Raw genomic sequence first — 17,287 nt, 5'->3', positions numbered from 1 at the left:
CCTGGGACCAAGTGGTCGCGCACGGAATTGGCCGGTCATCACATATGCGTTGCTGGTCCACGCAAACATAGGTGTGATGAATTCTGGCGGGGCGGCATCGTACTGGCCGGGTTGCGAGCGGTATCTTATGTCCTGCGATCTGAGATTAACTTGAAGAGCGCCACCGATGACGCGAAGATTGGGACTCGAATTCCTGGGTGTATTCGGACTTTCGCCGATTGATCTCGTCCGTCTCGCTGCGGAGCTTGATTGCCAATTCATCGGCACTGTCCCGGCCCCCATCGAATACAACCCGGAGAACTATCTTGCGTGGAACCTGCTGGCAGACCGCTCGCTTCGCGCGGAACTGAAAGCGGCGCTTGGCGACACCGGGGTCGAACTGCTGCTGGGCGATGGCAACGCTTTCCTCCCCGGCGTCGATGCACGCGAAAGCCTTGCCCCCCACCTTGATCTCTACGCCGAACTCGGCGTGAAGCGCGTCAACTCCATCAGTTTCGAACCCAGCCTGGAGCGCAGCTGCGACCAGTTCGCGGTCTTTGCGGAAATGGCTACGCAGCGGGGGCTGCAGCCGACCATCGAATTCTGCCCCATCTCGGTCATTGGAAATCTGGAAACGGGGCTCGCCGCTGTGCGTCATGCAGGGCCGCATGCGAAGCTGCTGATCGATACCATGCATTTCTTCCGATCGGGATCCAGCCTGAGTGATCTGGCCGAGACGGCGGATCTGGTTGGCCACATCCAGCTTTCCGACGCACCTGCCGTGCCGGCGATTGCCGACTACCTTGAAGAAGCCATGTACGAGCGGCAGGTGCCGGGCGAGGGAGAAGCCCCGCTGGAAGCGATCCTTGCTGCCCTGCCGGATGTCGAGGCGGTGGGGCTGGAAGTGCCGTTGCGCTCGCTTGCCGAGCAGGGCGTTGGCCCGGTCGAGCGCATGGCGCGCTGCGTGGCCGGAGCGCGCAAAGTGCTTGGCGCTTAGCTGCTGCGCAGACAGTGGCGCCTGAAACAAGAGGCCGGGGAGGGCATTAACCTTCCCCGGCCTCTAGCTGCCTCCCGCCTACTTCGGCGGAAACAGCAGGCTTAGCGATTCGCCAAGCGGGGCCGGGCAGTACCCACCGCCTGGCCAGTTGATGAAGCCCATTGCTGCCGAGGTTCCGCCATCGACATGGATGTTGACCCCGGTGATCGCGCGCGAAAGGTCTGACGCCAGGAATACGACCGTATCTGCCAGATCTTCAGCCGAGGCGGATTCGCCGCGCGGGATATACATCGCCATCGCAGCGGTCAGCGTCTCCATCGGCGTGTCGATCATGGTGGCGGCGAGTTCCGGGAGCAGGGCGTTGGCGTTGCCGGCGCTGGGCGTGGTGTCAGGCGTGATCTCGTTCACGCGGATCCGGCGCCGGCCGAATTCCACCGCGAGGGCGCGGCGCAGGTTGGCGTTGGCAGCCTTGGCTCCGGCATAGACCGAAAAGCTGGCTGCACCGCGATAGGCCTCGATCGTGGTGTAATTGATGATGCTCCCGCCGCGACCGTGGCCGCCGCGTTCAATCAGGGGAACGGCCAGGCGGATCGACTGGATCACGTAACCGAAGTTGCGGCGGATATCCTCGGCGTCCTGTTCTTCGGTGCTGGTCAGGAAATCCCGCTGCCGCACGCCACCGGCCACGTTGACCACGATGTCCAGGCGGTCGAACCGGGTTCCGACGTTTTCATAGAACGTCTTCACGTCGTCCGAAGAAAGGACATCGCCTTCGAAGGCGTAGCACCGACGGCCAAGCGCCTCGACCTGGGCCCTGGTTTCCTCAAGCGCGGCGCCATCCTTGTCCAGCACGGCGATATCCACGCCCATCCGTGCGAGCGCAAGCGTGGCTGCGGCACCCAGGCCACCACCACCACCGAGCAGGGCGGCAACCTTCCCGCCGAGATTTGCCTTTTCATCAAGCATCATCATCTCCTGTCATGTTCTGCGGCCGCCCAGTCTGCGGAGTTACCCTGCGACCGCCGATCCTTGAAACGGGCCGTGCCGTGGGCATCATTGCAGAGATGCCCGATTTTCATCGTGAAAACCGTGAGGTGCCGATCCCCCGTGCATGCGTCAATGAGCCAAGCCTGACGGTTGAAGGTAATCCGCAATGTAATTTGTTGCGGCCCTGCGACCCCACGCGGTTGCCACTGCCTGCGCGCCGGATCAGATGTTCTCGACATCAAACGATGCAGTTCAACCTTGAGGCCGTCTGGCCGCTGCACATGCCTGAGAGCCTCTTCCCATGCTTGTCATTCCTGGCGTTCCCTATTCCCTGGTGACTGACCCAGCGACGATCGCAGATGTCCGTGCGCGGGTGGAAGCTGCGCGCTTTCCCTTGCAGCAGGCCGGGGCTGACTGGGAGACAGGAACGCCGCTCGCCTACATGTGCCGACTGCGCGAGTTCTGGCTCACCTCGTTCGACTGGGGCAGTTGGGTCGACAGGATCAATAGCTTCGAACAGCGGCTGGTCGAGGTAAAGGGCGAGCGCATTCATGTGTTTGTCGAGATCGGCTCGGGCAGCAACCCCACGCCGCTCCTCCTGTCGCATGGATGGCCGGGCAGCTTCATCGAGTTCCTCGACATCATCGACAAACTTGCCCATCCCGAGCGCCATGGCGGCGATTCCGAAGATGGTTTCACCGTTATCGTGCCGAGCCTTCCGGGCTACGGCCTTTCCCCCGCACCAAGCCGGCCGCTGGCAGCATCGGACATTGCGGCGATCTGGTCGGCCCTGATGGTCGATTGCTTTGGGGCAGAGCGATATGTTGCCTATGGCAGCGACTGGGGCAGCATCATCACGGCATCGCTTGCCTTCAATCACCCCGAGCATCTGCAGGGGGTGATGATGACCATGTCCGGGGCGACGCCGGACTTCGCCAATGGGCCGCCAATGCAGCCCGAGGAAAAGGCCTGGGCTGACCGGCTTCGCCAGGTGCAGGAGCGCGAAGGAGCATATCAGGCGATCCAGGCGACAAAGCCGCAGACGCTCGCCTATGCCCAAACCGACTCGCCGATCGGGCTGGCCGCTTGGATCATCGAAAAGTTTCAAGGTTGGTCGGTCAACGGCATGCGCGAGGATCCTCCCTTCCCCATGGACGTGCTGCTTGCCAACGTCATGCTTTACTGGCTGGGCGGATCGCTGGCGCCGTCCTGGATCTATATGTTCATGGACGAAATCCGGGCGCCGAAAGCGGGCAAGGCGCAGGTTCCGGCAGCCTTCATGGTCCCGCCGGCCGACCTGTTTCCGCCAATCCCCCGCGCGTGGGTTGAAAGGCTCTATGACGTGACGGACTACAGCGTGGCCGGGCGCGGCCATTTTCCTGGGCTGGACAGTCCCGAAACCCTGGTGAGCGAGATTCGTCGCATGCTTTTGCCTCTGGCGCGCGGGCGGCTCTGAATTGGCCGGGGCGGCGGACTCTTCACGCTTCTGATTTGTTTGGATCAGGCTGGCCACGGTCCGTGTGTGTCTACAGATTACCACCCGATTGCGGGGAGTTCGGGCGGGATGGCCACAGGCTCCCGCCTGTTTCAGGAGAGTGATGATGGCCGCACATATGGTAGCAATGCTTTACGGGTCCGATTTCAGTTGGATGCCGGAATATGCCGCCAACGTTCCGCAGATCATCGCGCACTATGGTGGCAGCTATACCCTGAAGTCTGCAGGGCAGGTCGAAGTGCCGGAAGGTACTATCGAGCCGCCCGCGGGCGTCGGGGTCTTCACCTTTCCGTCGCGCCAGGCAATCCACGATTTCCTGAATTCGGCCGAATACCGGCCTTATCTGGAACTGCGCAACCGCTTTTCGCGAACGGAAATCCTGATTTTTGACGCCTGAACTTGCCGGTTATAGAAGAGAGACCAGCATGGATGTACTTCTTGCCGATGCGCCGCAGCATGTACCGGTCGAGTTGATCCGAGACCTTGATATCTATGCGATTCAAGCGATCGACCCCGATATTCATACCGCTTGGCGCAAGCTCCAGTCCGAGAGCCCTGCACTGATCTATTCCCGCTGCAACGGCGGCCACTGGATCCCGATGCGGGCACACGTGATCGAACGTGTGCTGAGTGACAGTGAGACTTTCATCAATGGTGGGGCGTGGGTTCCACCAAACCCGCCTGATGCCTTGCCGCTCATTCCGATCCAGTCGGATGGCGCGCTGCACCGGGCTTACCGCTCGTTGATCATGCCCTATCTTGTCGGCAAGCCTCTGCTGCGCGCGGTGGACAGCGCGCGCACTCTTGCCATCGCACTGATCGACCAGATCGCAGACCAGGGCGCCTGCGATTTCGCGGTCGATTTTGCGCAGCATTTGCCTATCCAGGTGTTCCTCAGTCTTGTCGATCTGCCAAGCACGGATCGCCTCTATCTGGCAGAACTCGCGGAAGTCGTGCGGATGCCGGACGAGAAGGTCCGGATGGAAGCCTTCGGCAAGATGTATGCCTATGTGGCAGGCTATGTTGACGAGCGCATCGCCAATCCCGGGTCCGACATGATCAGCGCAATTGCCAATGGCACGATCCAGGGGCGGCCGCTGACGCGAGATGAGATCATCGGCGAATGTACCCAAGTGCTGGTCGGGGGCCTCGATACGGTGGCATCGATGATGGGTTTCATCGCGGCCCATCTGGCCACCAACGCTCCGTTGCGCCAACGTCTTTGCGCCGAACCGCACCTCATCGAGAAGCGGGTGGACGAGATCATCCGCCGCTTTGGCGTGGCCGGGCCGGCACGGCAGGCTGTGGCCGATGTGAAAATCGACGGGATCCTGATCAAGTCGGGCGATCCCATCTTCGTCGCCACGGCACTGCACGGGCTGGACGACAGTCGCTGGTCCGACCCCATGACTATCGACCTGGATCGCACGGCAAGTGGACCGGATTACCAGACCTTCGGCAGCGGTCCGCATCGCTGCCCGGGAGCGGCACTAGCCCGCAGCGAAATCATCCTGTTCCTGGAAGAATGGCTTAAGCGCATTCCCGATTTCTCGCTCGTGCCGGCAAAGCCGATGGTGACCGCTTCAGGCAGCGTAAACGGGGTCCTGTCGCTTCCGCTGGAATGGCAGGTCTGACCCCTTCTGAAGGGGTGCCGTAATGCCCCCGGGGCGTTGCGGCGCCTCCTTGTCAGTCATTTCATTCCGGTGCTTTCAGGCCGACAATCTCTGCGATGGGGTGGCCGATGATGCTGACCAGCTTCCATCGCGTGCCGTCATGATGGGCGATATAGGTGCCGCCGGTGATTTCCGGGTTCCTGCCATCGGCATAGTGACGCGCCACTTCCACGCCCGCCAGTGCGGCGTTCTGCCCCAGCAGGCGCACCTTGCAGGTCACCAGTTCGCTGCGCAGAAATCCGCAGGCGACCAGCGGATCGCGCATTGCGGTCATCTTTTTGATAAATTCCGCGGCATTGAAGGCAGTGGCGATGGCAGGGCCGATGACCCACGAGAACGGCATGTGGTACAAGGTTGCCGCCGTCTCGAAGTCGCCGGAACTGAACAGGCCCATGTAATGCTGCAGCAGGGCTTCGACTTCGGCTGCGGACTTGTGCGCTGACATGATGATCTCCGGTTCCTTCTTCATGCCCGGATACTTCACAGATGCGTGGCACGGGTCCAACCCGGGCCTTGCCTGCGCAGGACAAATCACGTGTGAGATTCCTCGGCGAGAGGGGTCCGCAGCGTGCCCGAGACGGGTATTGCTGGCTTTCGCAACAGATCCAAGTCCAACGCGGTGACATCATGGAAAACCCCTCTCTCTATCAGCGCTTCGAGCAGGCCGCGCGCCGCTTTGGCGACAACATCGCGATCACCCAGGGCGACACCAGCATTTCCTATGCCGCGCTTGAGACGGCCAGCAGGGAAGTTGCCGCGGCACTGATCGGCGCGGGGATTGAGCGTGGCGACAGGATCGGCATCTGGGCCGTCAACAGCGCGGACTGGATCGTGGCGGCGCTGGGCATCCAGGCTGCCGGTGCGGTGCTCATCCCCGTCGGCACCCGCCTGCGCGGGCGCGAGGTGGGCGGCATACTGGGCGATGCGCAGGCAAAACTGGTGTTCTGCAACACTGGTTTCGGCGGCTACAGCTATGTCGAGGCGTTGCGGGCACAGGACCTGCCCGCCTTGCAGGACGTCGTGCTGATCGGCGAGCAGGGCGAGGGCCATGCAGACCTTGCGTCAATCGCCCAACTGCGCCGCAGTCCGCAGCGGGTGGACGATGCGGTGCTGGACACCAGGATTGCGCAAGGGTCAGGCGACGATCTTGCTGATATCATTTTCACGTCCGGCACGACCGGCCGGCCCAAGGGTGTGCTGACCACCCATCGCCGCAGCCTTATCGCCTGCGACATACAGATTGCGGAGATCAACCCGCTGACCTCGGACGACGTGTTCGCGGTCACCTTTCCCTTCGCCCACAATGCAGGGTATCGCGCCGGGTGGCAGGTTTCGGTCCTCAATGGCGTGCGGGTCATTCCGGTCAGCACGGTCGACTCCGGCGAGTTGCTGCGCCTGATCGAACGCGAGGGCGTGACTATGCTCCCGGCCGCGCCGCCCGTGGCGCAGGCGCTGCTCGACCATCCTGATCGGGAGAATACCGACCTGTCCAGCCTGCGTTGCATCAGCACTGGTGGAACGACGATCCCGGTGCGTCTGGTCCAGGACATGCAGCGGCTGCTGGGGGGCAGCACAGTGGTGCAGACCGGCTACGGCATGACCGAATCTGCCGGCACCCTGACCGTCACCTATCCCGATGACCCGCCCGAGGTCATTGCCCAGACCGTGGGCCATCCGATCAGCAACATCGAGATGAAGATCCTCGATCTCGATCACAACGAGCTGCCGACTGGCGAAACCGGCGAGGTGGCAGTGCGCGGACCTCAGATTACGGCGGGTTATCTCGACGATGCCGAGGCGACCCGAAAGGCATTTACCGAAGACGGCTTCCTGCTCACCGGTGATGCGGGCTGGCTCGATGAGGCCGGAAACCTGCACCTTACCGACCGGATCAAGGACATGTACCTGGTCGGCGGCTTCAACTGCTATCCGGCCGAGATCGAGAAGGCTATCTCGACAATTCCGGGAGTGGCCGCCGTCGCCGTGATCGGCGTGGATGACGAGAGGCTCGGTCAGGTCGGGCGGGCATTCATCGTCCGCATGCCTGGCTCGGACCTTGGCGAGGAACAGGTCATTGCCTGGTGCCGTCAGGAAATGGCGAACTACAAGGTCCCACGGACCGTGCGCTTCGTGGATGCCTTGCCGCTCAATGCCACCGGCAAGATTGCGAAGATCGAACTTCGGGCCATGGCCTGACGGGAATTGCAATATGAGCACGACCAGTCGCGATCACGGCTTGCCGTCGTTTGATCCGGTAAGGCTCTTCGACCTCGAACGGATCAGTCCAACACGGTTCGTTGGCCATGGGCCGGGAAACGCGCCGAGCAGTCATCTCTATGGCGGGCAGATCGTGGCGCAGGCGCTGGCAGCAGCGCAGCGCTCGGTTGGCGAACGGCACTGTCATTCGCTCCATGCCTACTTTCTCGCAGCCGGTTCGCCCCGCCGGCCGTTGACGTTCGATGTCGAGATTCTTCGCGATGGTGGGCGGTTCTCGATCAGGCGAGTGAGAGTAGGCCAGGACGATCGCCATCTTTGCGACATCACGGCTTCCTTCCACTCAGGCGACGCAAGTGGCGCAAACGTGGAGCACCAACTGGTCACGATGCCCCATAGCTCGACACCGGAAGAGCTGGTGGAGTTGTCAGCCTTGCCCATCCATGACGAAGGCTGCGGCCTTTCAGGTGAACTGGTGCTTGCGCGAAACTTTGAGCAGATTGACGTCCGGCTGATCGAACCCGATGCTCTGCGGCACCAGGTGCCTTCTGGCCGTCGGTTGATGTGGACCAGGCTGCGGGGCGTGCCCCAGGACGCCAACATTACTCTCGGTCAGCAGTGCCTGACCTATCTGTCGGATTATCTCGTGGCCGGGACGGGCAAGCTGCCTCATCCGGCAGAGTATCGCCTGCCACTTTTTGGCGCGACAAGTCTTGATCATGCAGTCTGGTTCCACAAGCCTTGGCGCGCCAGCGACTGGGTCTTGTTTGAGCAGTACACCACTTTTGCTGCGGAAGGGCGCGCAATGGTGAGGGGCAACATGTGGAGCCGTGACGGTGAGTTTCTGGCCTCGGTGGTGCAAGAAGTGCTGTTCAGGTCGCTCCGCTGAAGCGGCATTCGCATGACGTTGCGACTTCGTTCGCAGCTGCCTGAGCTGTCCTTGCTCCTGGTGATGCTGCGGTTGGACTCAGTTTATCGCAGGTGATTGGAAGAAGGGATGTGGAATGATGACGAGCGCAACTGAAGAAGGGCTAAGGGTCGAACTTGATCAGGGGGTAGCCATCCTGACGCTCCACACGCCTTCGAACCGCAATGCGTTCGGCGGAGACGTGGCCGAGGAATTCACCCGCTTTTTCCGGGAAGCCAACACGCGGCAGGATGTTCGATCGATTCTCATCCGCAGCACGGGTGACAAGGACTTCTGCCTCGGCGGTGCGCCGTCCCGGACGCCGACACCAATGCCGCGCAACACGATCGATTACCGCTTCGTGTCCACGCCTCACATCGAGATGTTCAAGGCAATGTGGGAGCTTGAACGCCCGGTGGTCAGCGCGGTGCAGGGCACCGTTGCGGGGGTGGGCTGGTTGCTTGCGCTGCTGGCGGACCTCGTCGTGGCGGCCAAGGGCAGCCGCTGGACCCACGTCTTCGTCAAGCGGGGCATGATCCCGCATGCGGGGGATTCGTTCTATCTGCCGCGGATCATCCCGTTCCATCGCTTGAACGAGATTGCCCTGCTGGGCGACACGGTGACTGCCGACACGCTTGATTCGTGGGGCCTGATCAACCGGCTGTGCGACAAGGAAGCTGTGCAGGACACGGCAATGGATCTTGCCCGTCGCATGGCAGATCAGCCCACGCGCGCGGTCGGCCTGGCCAAGCGGCACTACCGCCGGTCGCTGGAAGTGGACTGGAACACCATGTTGCGTGAGGAAATGGCCGGACAGGCCATCTATACGACCACGGCTGATCGCAACGAGATACTTGCCGCCGGTCGCGAGGGGCGCAAGCCCGTCCTTACCGGTGACTGATGCCGGGGGACGCCGACCTTCACGGGCGGCGTCCCAAACTGCCATTGGGTTCAGGTCAATAGGTTGACCGACGCCGGATCGAATGCGGGCAAGGGGTCACCCCGGCGCGCCTTGTTCACCCATTGCGGATCCTGCAGGATCGCCCGGCCGATCAATGCGACGTCAAATTCGCCCTTGTTGAAGCGGTCAAGCAGCAAGCCGAGGTTGTTCGAAGCCTGCGACAGGGAATCGTCGGTTTCGTACTTGCCCTTGAGCAGGCCGATCCCGCCAACGATCCCGGACATTTTTCCGGTCAGTTTCCTGGCCCAGCCGGCCAGCGAAAGGTCGCCGTGATCGGGGAATGCAGGTGTATTGAAAAAGCGTACGCTGGCATCGAACAGGTCAACCCCGGCATCGGCGAGAGGGCCGAGTATGGCCTCGAGTTCATCTGGCGACTCAGCCAGTTTCGCCCGGAATTCCTGCTGCTTCCATTGCGAAAAGCGGAAGATCAATGGGCGATCCTCACCGATCTCTGCGCGGCAGGCCTTGATTACTTCAACCGCAAAGCGCGTACGGGCAACGGCATCGCCACCCCATGGTGCATTGCGCCGGTTGGTCTCCCCCCAAAGGAAGGCATCGATCAGGTAGCCGTGGGCGCCATGCAGGGCGAGCCCGTCGAACCCGGCGGCCATGGCATCGCGCGCCGCGCGTCCGAAGCCGGCCACGACATCGGCAATGTCTTCGTCGGTCGGCACCGGCATCTCTGCGCTCGAGATGATGCGGGCCTTGTCGGCATAGTAGATCGCGGCCTTGGCGGGATCACCATAGATGCCCGACGGGGAAAAGGCCGGAGCCTCGTCATTCGGCATCCGCATCGGGCCCTGATGCCACAACTGGGGGACGATCTTTCCGCCCTTGGCATGGACACGCTCCACGACCTTGCGCCAGGCATCGACCGTCACCTTGCCGTTGAAAAGCGGCAGATTGTCTTCGCCCAGGCCAGTGTCGCCAACGGAAGCCGGATGGTCGGTGCCAATCGCCTCGGTGATGATGAGGCCGGTGCCGCCCTCGGCGCGGCGCTCGTAATACCCAGCGACATCGTCACCGGGGATGTGATCCGGGCAGAAGCTGCGGGTCATTGGTGCCATGACCATGCGATTGGGGATAGTCAGCCCTCTTATCGACAGCGGCTGGAACAAGGGCGCCAGTTCGTCGGGACTGGGAACCTTCAGGTCGGCAATCATGTAAAGCGGCTCCCGTCTACCGGATCAGAACTGGCTCTCAGGTACGTTCACGTCGGCCCCGGCAAATGCTGCATCGATCCTGATCTGGCAGCTGAGGCGGCTGGTGGCGTGACGATCACTCGGCACCAGATCGAGCATGTCGATCTCGTTCTCGGTCGGCGCACCGATCCTGTCGAAGGTCGCCTGATCGAGGAACACGTGGCATGTACCGCAGGACATGGAGCCGCCACATTCCGCAGCGACGCCTTCGATGCCATTGTCATAGGCCACCTGCATCACCGTGTCGCCGTCGCGCCCTTCGACCTCCTGCCTTGAGCCATCGGCCAGCACAAATGCGAACTTGATCATTCGTTTCTCCATTTTTCCTTATCCGGCCGGGCACAGCGATGTGGCGCAGACTGCCCGGTGCCGGGCATTCAACCGTTGAGCCGGACCGGCAGGCTGGCGGGGCCGCGGAACGTCAGCACGCCCGCAATCTCGATTTCGGCATTCTCGACCAAAGTCATCCGGGGGAAGGTCTTGGTCAGTTCCTCGATCATCATGCGGATCTGCATGCGTGCGATCGGCGCCCCCATGCAGAAATGGATGCCATTGCCGAAGGCGACGTGCGAACGCGCGTTCTTGCGCCGGATGTCAAAGGTATCGCCATTCTCGTAACTGGCTTCGTCACGGCCAGCCGAGGCGAGCGAGAGCAGGAGCTTGGTGCCGGCCGGGAAGCTCTGCCCGCCCAGTTCGAAGTCTTCCTTCGCCATGCGGCGCCAGGCCACCACCGAGGAAACGTAGCGGAAGCCCTCTTCAACCGCGTTGGGGATCAGGGTGGGGTCGGCGATCAGGGCCGCCCAGTCGTCCGGTCGGCGCAGCAGTTCGAGGATGATGTTGGCCGAGGCGTTCGAGGTGGTCTCGTGCGCTGCCAGCAGCAGTGCAAAGGTCAGGCTCTTGATCTCGTTCTCGGTTAGCCTTTCATCGTCCCCGGCGCGTGAAGCAAGCAGCCAGCTTGGGTAGTCATCACCGGGCGAGATCTTGCGCTGTTCGACGAGATCGCAGGAGAACCGCCAGAAATCGAGCAGGTCGTCTGCCGCAGCCATCTGTTCTTCCCGCGTGGGGAATCCATGCATCAGCTTGACGCGCAGTTCTGTCCAGGACTTGATCCGGCGCGGATCGATGTCCTTGACGCCAAGCAGCAGGAACGCAGTCATGGCCGGCAGTTCGTAGGTCATCGCATCTACGAGATCGACCGTTTCCTTGCCTTTCATGCGTTCGACATAGCTGCACACCAACTCGCGGACGCTGGCTTCGAACGATTGCAGTTTCTTGGGGTTCAGGAAGCCCTGCACGTGGCTCCGTATCCGCGAATGGCGTGGCGGATCGCACGCCACCTGGACGCTCTCGTTGGTAAAGCCGCGGTCAACGAGATACTGGATCAGTTCAGGCGGCCAGGGAACGACCGGTTGTGTTGCCACCACCGCCGAGAATCGTTCGTGGTCACGCAGGGTCGCAATGACATCCTCGCGCCGCGTGACAACCCAGTAGTCGATCTGCGGCGAATAGAACACCGGCGCGGTGGCGCGCAGTTCAGCCAGCAGGTCATACATGCCCTCATGCTCGAACGGGTGGAAACGCTCGGCCGCGGATTTCATCGGGCAGCCGGTCATGGTGCTGATGTCTTCAGGCTGGGCCTGCATGGTAAACTCCAGTTTCTAGATTGCCGAACATTCGGTTGCAGGGATCGCCTCGCGGTATCCTGTCGATTTGTCGGCAGCACAATCCCGTAGAGCCCGGGACTGGCACCCCCGAGGTTCCGATCCCATGCTCCGGCATGTCATTCCGCCTTGGGCGTGACCGATCAACCAGCGAGAAAGTTGAACATAACCAGTGGGATATCAAGGCTGCGCATGGTTGCGCTGTGCAGCATCAGTGACATGATATCGGAAAACCGCACCGCGCGGCTGCGGACGCGGCGCCTGCCTACAATCACAATCCTGATTGGCTGCCCCGACGGTCGCTGCAAGCCAAGTCAGACCTTGCGAGCGACACAACCGTGTGTGTACCCCGCCTGCTAATCCGAAGGTGCGAACGGCCCTGGCCATGCCGGGCGAGTGCATCGGTTTCGCTGACTTGTCTGGTAACAGGATACTCGCACGTGGTCGCTGGCGAAGACGTTTTTATCGTAGGGTCCGGAATGACCGGCCTCGGCAAGTTTGCCGACCGAGCCGTGCGTGACCTTGCGGGCGCGGCTCTCGGCAAGGCGTTGGCCGATGCCGGTCTTGCAGATTCAAGTGCGATTGAGGCTGCGTGGTTCAGCAATACACGGCAGGCTTTGCTTGAGGGGCAGAACGGCATCCGAGGCGAGGTGGCGCTGCGGCCCAACGGCATTTCCGGCATACCCATAACCAATGTCGAGAATGCCTGCGCAAGCGGCAGCACCGCCTTTGCCAATGCCTTTGCCTTCCTCAAGGCAGGATTGGGTGAAGTTGCGCTGGTCATCGGGGCAGAAAAGATGTTCTTCCCGGAGAACCGCGAGGGCATGTTCCGCGCGTTCAAGGGCAGTACCGACGTCCTCACCTTCGATCGGCAGATCGATGCCCTGCTGTCACTGGCCGAGGGCATGCCCATTCCCGAAGGCGTGGAGCCGGCGGCAGAGCGCAGCGTGTTCATGGACATCTACGCGGCCTTCGCCCGCTACCACATGGCGCGTTACGGCACCACGCAGAAGCAGATCGCGGCAGTCGCGGCCAAGAACCATCATCATTCGACGATGAATCCCGATGCGCAGTATCAGTTCGACATGTCGATCGAACAGGTCCTAGCCGACAAGCCGGTGTCCTGGCCGTTCACCCGCGCGATGTGCGCCCCGATCAGCGATGGCGCCGCAGCGATGGTGCTGTGCACCCGGTCCGCGCTCAAGCGCTTCGATAGTGCGAGGGCCGTCCGGGTAGGGGCCTGTGCGCTGGTCTCCGCGCTGGACCGTGAGCCGGACGATATCGACAATCACGTCGGCCGCCGCGCCGCGCTCAAGGCCTATGAGTTTGCCGGACTTGGTCCCGAGGACATGTCGGTGGCAGAAGTGCACGATGCCACGGCATTCGCCGAGATCCTGCAGATCGAGAACCTGGGTTTCTGCGCCAGGGGCGAGGGGGGCCCGATGACCGAATCCGGCGCGACGGCGCTTGGCGGGAAGATCCCCGTCAATCCGTCCGGCGGATTGCTCTCGAAGGGTCATCCCGTCGGAGCGACAGGGATCATGCAACTGCATGAACTGGCCACCCAGCTGCGGGGCGAAGCCGGCGCGCGGCAGGTCAGCGGTGCCCGGTGGGCCATTGCCGAAAATGGCGGGGGCTTCCTCGGATATGAAGAAGCGGCAACGACCGTGACCATCCTTGGTCGCGAATGACAGAATTGAACTGAACACAGGAACGGGAAGGCCGGATCACATGAAATTGACCAGCTACATCGGTCAGGACGGGCGCGAGAGCTGCGGGATTGTCACAGGCACGATCGACAATCCGGTTGGCATCATCGACCTGGGAGATCGCTACACAACGCTCAAGGCGCTTCTCGCGGACGAAGGCGGGCTGGCTTATGCCCAGTCGCAGGCCGGGCGCGAGCCCACGGTGGCCTTTGCCGGGGCAAAGCTCCTCCCCGTCGTTTCCAACCCGGACAAGATCTTCTGCGTCGGGGTGAATTTTGCCAGCCACGTGAGGGAAACCGGTCGTGAAATGCCCCCGAAGCCGATGATCTTCATGCGGTTTGCAGAAAGCCAGGTCGGCGCGAACCAGGACATGATCTCTCCCAAGGTTTCCGATCAGTTCGATTACGAGGGCGAACTGGCCGTCGTGGTCGGCAAGCGTTGCCGCTATGTCCCCGAGGACAAGGCGCTCGACTACGTAGCGGGATACTCGTGCTACAACGATGGTAGCGTGCGTGACTGGCAGCGCCATTCGCAGCAGTTTGGCCCTGGCAAGAACTTCGTCGCCACCGGTGCATTCGGCCCGTGGATGGTCACTCGCGATGAAATCCCCGATGTCGGCGCGCTCTCCATGAAAACGCGCCTGAATGGCCGTGAAGTGCAGACGGCAACGCTCGACGACCTGATCTTCGACGTGCCGGCGCTTATCGCCTATTGTTCCTCCTTCATCACGCTTGAGGCTGGCGACGTGATCATTACCGGCACGACCGGCGGGGTCGGCGCATTCCACAAGCCGCCGTTGTGGATGAAGGCGGGCGACACCGTGGAAGTGGAAATTTCCGGAATCGGTATCCTGCGCAATTCGATCGCCAAGGAAGCTGACGACTTCGCGATCCTCTGACGGCGGGCCCACAACGAAAACAAGGAGAATACCATGGACAAGCGCCACGCCGGAAAGGTGGCAGTCATCACCGGTGCCGCAGCCGGGATCGGGCGCGCCTATGCGCTGCGCCTCGCCTCGGAAGGAGCCGACATTGCCGTCGTCGATCTCAATGACGCAGGGCCGGTCGCAGCTGAAATCACGGCTGTGGGTGGCCGCGCCAAGGCCTATCAGTGCGACGTCAGCCAGCCGGAGTCCGTGGCCAAACTCGGCGCGGCTGTTCTCGCCGACTTTGAACGGTGCGATGTGCTCGTCAACAATGCCGGCATCTTCCCGAGCCGCCGCTTCGAGGATATCGAGCTGGAGCACTGGCGCCAGATGCTGGCCGTAAACCTCGACTCTGTCTTCCTCGTTTCCAAGCAGTTTGTGCCGGGCATGCGCGAACGCAAATGGGGCCGGGTGGTGAACATGGCATCCAACAGCTTCGGCCAGGTCGCGCCGGGGCTGACGCATTACATCGCCGCCAAGGGCGGGGTAATCGGCTTTACCCGCGCTCTGGCCAGCGAGCTTGGCCCCGAAGGCATTACCGTCAACGCCATCGCGCCCGGCTTTGTCCGCACCGAGGGCACGCTGGCGCGGGCGCCCAATTTCCGTGGCCAGACCTCCGAGGAGCTGTACGGCATTCTGGCGGAACGCCAGGCGATCCCGCGTCCACCGACGCCCGAGGACATGGCTGGTGTGCTGTCATATCTGGCAAGTTCCGATGCAGACCTGATCACCGCCCAGACGTTCTATGTCGATGGCGGGCTGGTTCGCGTTTCCTGATTGCGGCCGGGGCGGGCCATTCCAGCCCCCCGCTTTTTACCGCCCGCAGGGTCCTGAAGGGTTGTTACGCATGACATCTGCACCGCCGAATGCCCAGTTCCGCCATGTCGGCATCTATGTGCGGGACATCGACGCGATGGCGACCTTCTACAAGCGCCTGCTTGGCCTGATCGTGACCGATACCGGCATCGCGCCGAGCGGGGGACGGATCATGTTCCTCAGCCGCAGCGTTACCGAGCATCACCAGATCGTACTGGTGGAAGGCCGGACTGAGGCGATGGGCGTGGGCCTGATCAATCAGCTGTCTTTCCGGCTCGATAGTCTGGCCGATCTGCGCCGCTACAACGAGATCATCGCTGCTGAAGGCGTGCGCGTCGACCGCACGATGAACCATGGCAACGCCTGGAGCATCTATTGCTTCGACCCGGAGGAGAACCGCCTCGAGATTTACGCCGGCTCACCCTGGTACATTGCCCAGCCCTGTGCCGAGCCCCTCGATCTGGAAGACAGCGTGGAAGCGATCATGGACAAGACCGAGGCTCTGGTCCGGGCGGATCCGACGTTCGTTCCTCTCGAAGAGTGGAAGGCCCGGCAGGCTGCGGCCGTTGGTGCGTCCGAGGCACAAGGGCCAACCCTGAAGGTGATCTGACGTGTCCGTGGATCCGCACTACCAGGCTATCCTTGACCGGATCAACGCCCTCCCGCCGCTCGACCTGACGCGGCCGGCGGTGGCGCTCGCGCAGGAAATGCGGGCTGCGCCGGTGTTGATCCCGCCGATACCGCACCCGGTAGCGGTCGAGGTCCGCAAGATCCCTGCTGCCGAAGGCCACCTCATTCCGGTCCGTATTTACCGCCCGCTCTCGCCGGGGCCGCACGGGGTACTGCTCAGCATGCACGGCGGGGGCTGGGTGCGCGGTTCGCTGGACGGTGACGAATATCGGTCTCACCTGATCGCCCATGAGTCCGGCTGTGTGGTTGTGTCAATCGACTACCGCATGGCGCCTGAACACCCGTTTCCGGCTCCGCTCGAAGATTGTTACGCAGTCCTGACATGGGTTGCCGAGCAGTCTTCTGCTGCCGGTTTCCGGGCAGGCAAGATCGGAGTCTTCGGAGACAGTGCGGGTGGCAATCTCGCCGCAGCGCTCGCCATCATGACGCGCGATCGCGCGGGGCCGAAGATCGCCTGCCTGATACTGCTCCATCCCGTCTGCGACCACGATTTCGACACGCCGTCCTATCATGAGAACGGCGAAGGGAAATTGCTGACCCGCACGATGATGATGTGGTTCTGGGACCAGTACGCCGGCCAAGCTGATCGGACGAACCCATATGTCAGCCCCCTGCGATGCACCGACCTTACGGGATTGCCAGCTGCCCTTGTGCTGACAGCAGAGTTCGATCCCCTGCGGGATGAAGGCGAAAGCTTTGCCAAATCTCTCTCGGCTGCTGGCTGTGCGGTGACCCAGGAACGCCTTGGCGGCGTCATTCACGCATTCCAGTCGGTAGCGGTCGAACATCCACTGAGCCTGGCCTCACTCAAGACGATCGCAAGCTTTGCCCGACGGCATCTGTCCGACTGAAGCGTGCGCTGGAGCGCGACGATTCGCGCTCCAGGATGAATTCGGGTCTTGGCGGACATTGCATGAATGCTCGATATGGTCTGCTGCGCAGCATCGGGCCTGTAGACCGGCGTGCAAAATTGACCCCGTTTGAGGGGTAATCGGCGTCTAAAATTGACCCCACCCTTGGGCATGTTTGAGGCTGTCCGTTTGTGCATACGAACGGCGAGGGCGGGGATGT

17 protein-coding genes are annotated in these 17,287 nt (G+C 62.2%); 12 read left to right on the top strand and 5 right to left on the bottom strand.

The window, feature by feature from the left end; all coding sequences use genetic code 11:
- Window positions 1-166: 166 nt before the first annotated feature.
- On the top strand, window positions 167-976 hold the full coding sequence (locus POM99_RS19420) for a sugar phosphate isomerase/epimerase family protein (RefSeq protein ID WP_277280344.1): 810 nt from the start codon (window positions 167-169) through the stop codon (window positions 974-976).
- 78 nt (window positions 977-1,054) lie between these two features.
- On the opposite strand, the gene POM99_RS19415 is transcribed toward POM99_RS19420, so the two are convergent.
- Window positions 1,055-1,942, bottom strand: a complete 888-nt coding sequence (locus POM99_RS19415) for an SDR family NAD(P)-dependent oxidoreductase (protein ID WP_277280343.1) — start codon at window positions 1,940-1,942, stop codon at window positions 1,055-1,057.
- A gap of 355 nt (window positions 1,943-2,297) precedes the next feature.
- On the opposite strand from POM99_RS19415, the gene POM99_RS19410 reads away from it, so the two are divergent.
- The 3 genes from POM99_RS19410 (at window position 2,298) to POM99_RS19400 (ending at window position 5,092) form a co-directional block, all read left to right on the top strand.
- The gene (locus tag POM99_RS19410) at window positions 2,298-3,419 is read left to right on the top strand and encodes an epoxide hydrolase family protein (protein ID WP_277280342.1); all 1,122 of its coding nucleotides are present in this window, start codon (window positions 2,298-2,300) and stop codon (window positions 3,417-3,419) included.
- Between the two features lie 142 nt (window positions 3,420-3,561).
- Window positions 3,562-3,855 carry a DUF1330 domain-containing protein gene (locus tag POM99_RS19405; protein ID WP_277280370.1) on the top strand — a complete coding sequence of 98 codons (294 nt, stop codon included), beginning with the start codon at window positions 3,562-3,564 and terminating at the stop codon, window positions 3,853-3,855.
- Complete coding sequence (locus tag POM99_RS19400; protein ID WP_277280341.1) at window positions 3,845-5,092, top strand: cytochrome P450; 1,248 nt, start codon at window positions 3,845-3,847, stop codon at window positions 5,090-5,092. Before POM99_RS19405 ends, POM99_RS19400 begins: the two co-directional genes overlap by 11 nt.
- 61 nt (window positions 5,093-5,153) lie before the next feature.
- Here POM99_RS19400 and POM99_RS19395 read toward each other — a convergent pair whose 3' ends face one another.
- Window positions 5,154-5,600, bottom strand: coding sequence for a DUF6841 family protein (locus POM99_RS19395; RefSeq protein ID WP_277280340.1), 447 nt, complete (start codon window positions 5,598-5,600; stop codon window positions 5,154-5,156).
- A 158-nt stretch (window positions 5,601-5,758) separates the two neighbouring features.
- On the opposite strand from POM99_RS19395, the gene POM99_RS19390 reads away from it, so the two are divergent.
- The 3 genes from POM99_RS19390 (at window position 5,759) to POM99_RS19380 (ending at window position 9,153) form a co-directional block, all read left to right on the top strand.
- Window positions 5,759-7,327 (top strand): AMP-binding protein, encoded by a 1,569-nt coding sequence (locus tag POM99_RS19390; RefSeq protein ID WP_277280339.1) that lies wholly within the window; start codon window positions 5,759-5,761, stop codon window positions 7,325-7,327.
- 13 nt (window positions 7,328-7,340) lie between these two features.
- Entirely contained in the window at window positions 7,341-8,234 is an 894-nt protein-coding gene (locus POM99_RS19385; protein ID WP_277280338.1) for an acyl-CoA thioesterase, read from the top strand.
- Between the two features lie 118 nt (window positions 8,235-8,352).
- Window positions 8,353-9,153, top strand: coding sequence for an enoyl-CoA hydratase/isomerase family protein (locus POM99_RS19380; protein ID WP_277280337.1), 801 nt, complete (start codon window positions 8,353-8,355; stop codon window positions 9,151-9,153).
- Window positions 9,154-9,203: 50 nt separating this feature from the next.
- On the opposite strand, the gene POM99_RS19375 is transcribed toward POM99_RS19380, so the two are convergent.
- From POM99_RS19375 to POM99_RS19365, 3 genes are all read right to left on the bottom strand, one after another.
- The gene (locus POM99_RS19375) at window positions 9,204-10,376 is read right to left on the bottom strand and encodes an oxidoreductase (protein ID WP_277280336.1); all 1,173 of its coding nucleotides are present in this window, start codon (window positions 10,374-10,376) and stop codon (window positions 9,204-9,206) included.
- Between the two features lie 24 nt (window positions 10,377-10,400).
- Window positions 10,401-10,724: a 2Fe-2S iron-sulfur cluster-binding protein gene (locus tag POM99_RS19370; RefSeq protein WP_277280335.1), complete on the bottom strand. Its 324-nt coding sequence runs from the start codon at window positions 10,722-10,724 to the stop codon at window positions 10,401-10,403.
- A gap of 68 nt (window positions 10,725-10,792) precedes the next feature.
- On the bottom strand, window positions 10,793-12,058 hold the full coding sequence (locus POM99_RS19365) for a cytochrome P450 (RefSeq protein WP_277280334.1): 1,266 nt from the start codon (window positions 12,056-12,058) through the stop codon (window positions 10,793-10,795).
- A gap of 458 nt (window positions 12,059-12,516) precedes the next feature.
- Here POM99_RS19365 and POM99_RS19360 point away from each other — a divergent pair, with 458 nt between their 5' ends.
- The 5 genes from POM99_RS19360 (at window position 12,517) to POM99_RS19340 (ending at window position 17,067) form a co-directional block, all read left to right on the top strand.
- Complete coding sequence (locus tag POM99_RS19360; RefSeq protein ID WP_277280333.1) at window positions 12,517-13,767, top strand: thiolase family protein; 1,251 nt, start codon at window positions 12,517-12,519, stop codon at window positions 13,765-13,767.
- Between the two features lie 40 nt (window positions 13,768-13,807).
- A complete protein-coding gene (locus POM99_RS19355; protein ID WP_277280332.1) occupies window positions 13,808-14,683 on the top strand; it encodes a fumarylacetoacetate hydrolase family protein in 876 nt (291 codons plus the stop codon).
- 33 nt (window positions 14,684-14,716) lie between these two features.
- The gene (locus POM99_RS19350; RefSeq protein WP_277280331.1) at window positions 14,717-15,487 is read left to right on the top strand and encodes an SDR family NAD(P)-dependent oxidoreductase; all 771 of its coding nucleotides are present in this window, start codon (window positions 14,717-14,719) and stop codon (window positions 15,485-15,487) included.
- A 70-nt stretch (window positions 15,488-15,557) separates the two neighbouring features.
- Window positions 15,558-16,136, top strand: a complete 579-nt coding sequence (locus tag POM99_RS19345) for a VOC family protein (protein WP_277280330.1) — start codon at window positions 15,558-15,560, stop codon at window positions 16,134-16,136.
- A gap of 1 nt (window position 16,137) precedes the next feature.
- On the top strand, window positions 16,138-17,067 hold the full coding sequence (locus tag POM99_RS19340) for an alpha/beta hydrolase (RefSeq protein WP_277280329.1): 930 nt from the start codon (window positions 16,138-16,140) through the stop codon (window positions 17,065-17,067).
- Window positions 17,068-17,287 lie beyond the last annotated feature (220 nt).

The sequence above is a fragment of the Novosphingobium cyanobacteriorum genome, from assembly GCF_029436685.1.
Lineage (GTDB): Bacteria > Pseudomonadota > Alphaproteobacteria > Sphingomonadales > Sphingomonadaceae > Novosphingobium > Novosphingobium cyanobacteriorum.
Note: the sequence above shows the minus strand (reverse complement) of the source record. Positions and strands in the feature narration are given on the sequence as shown.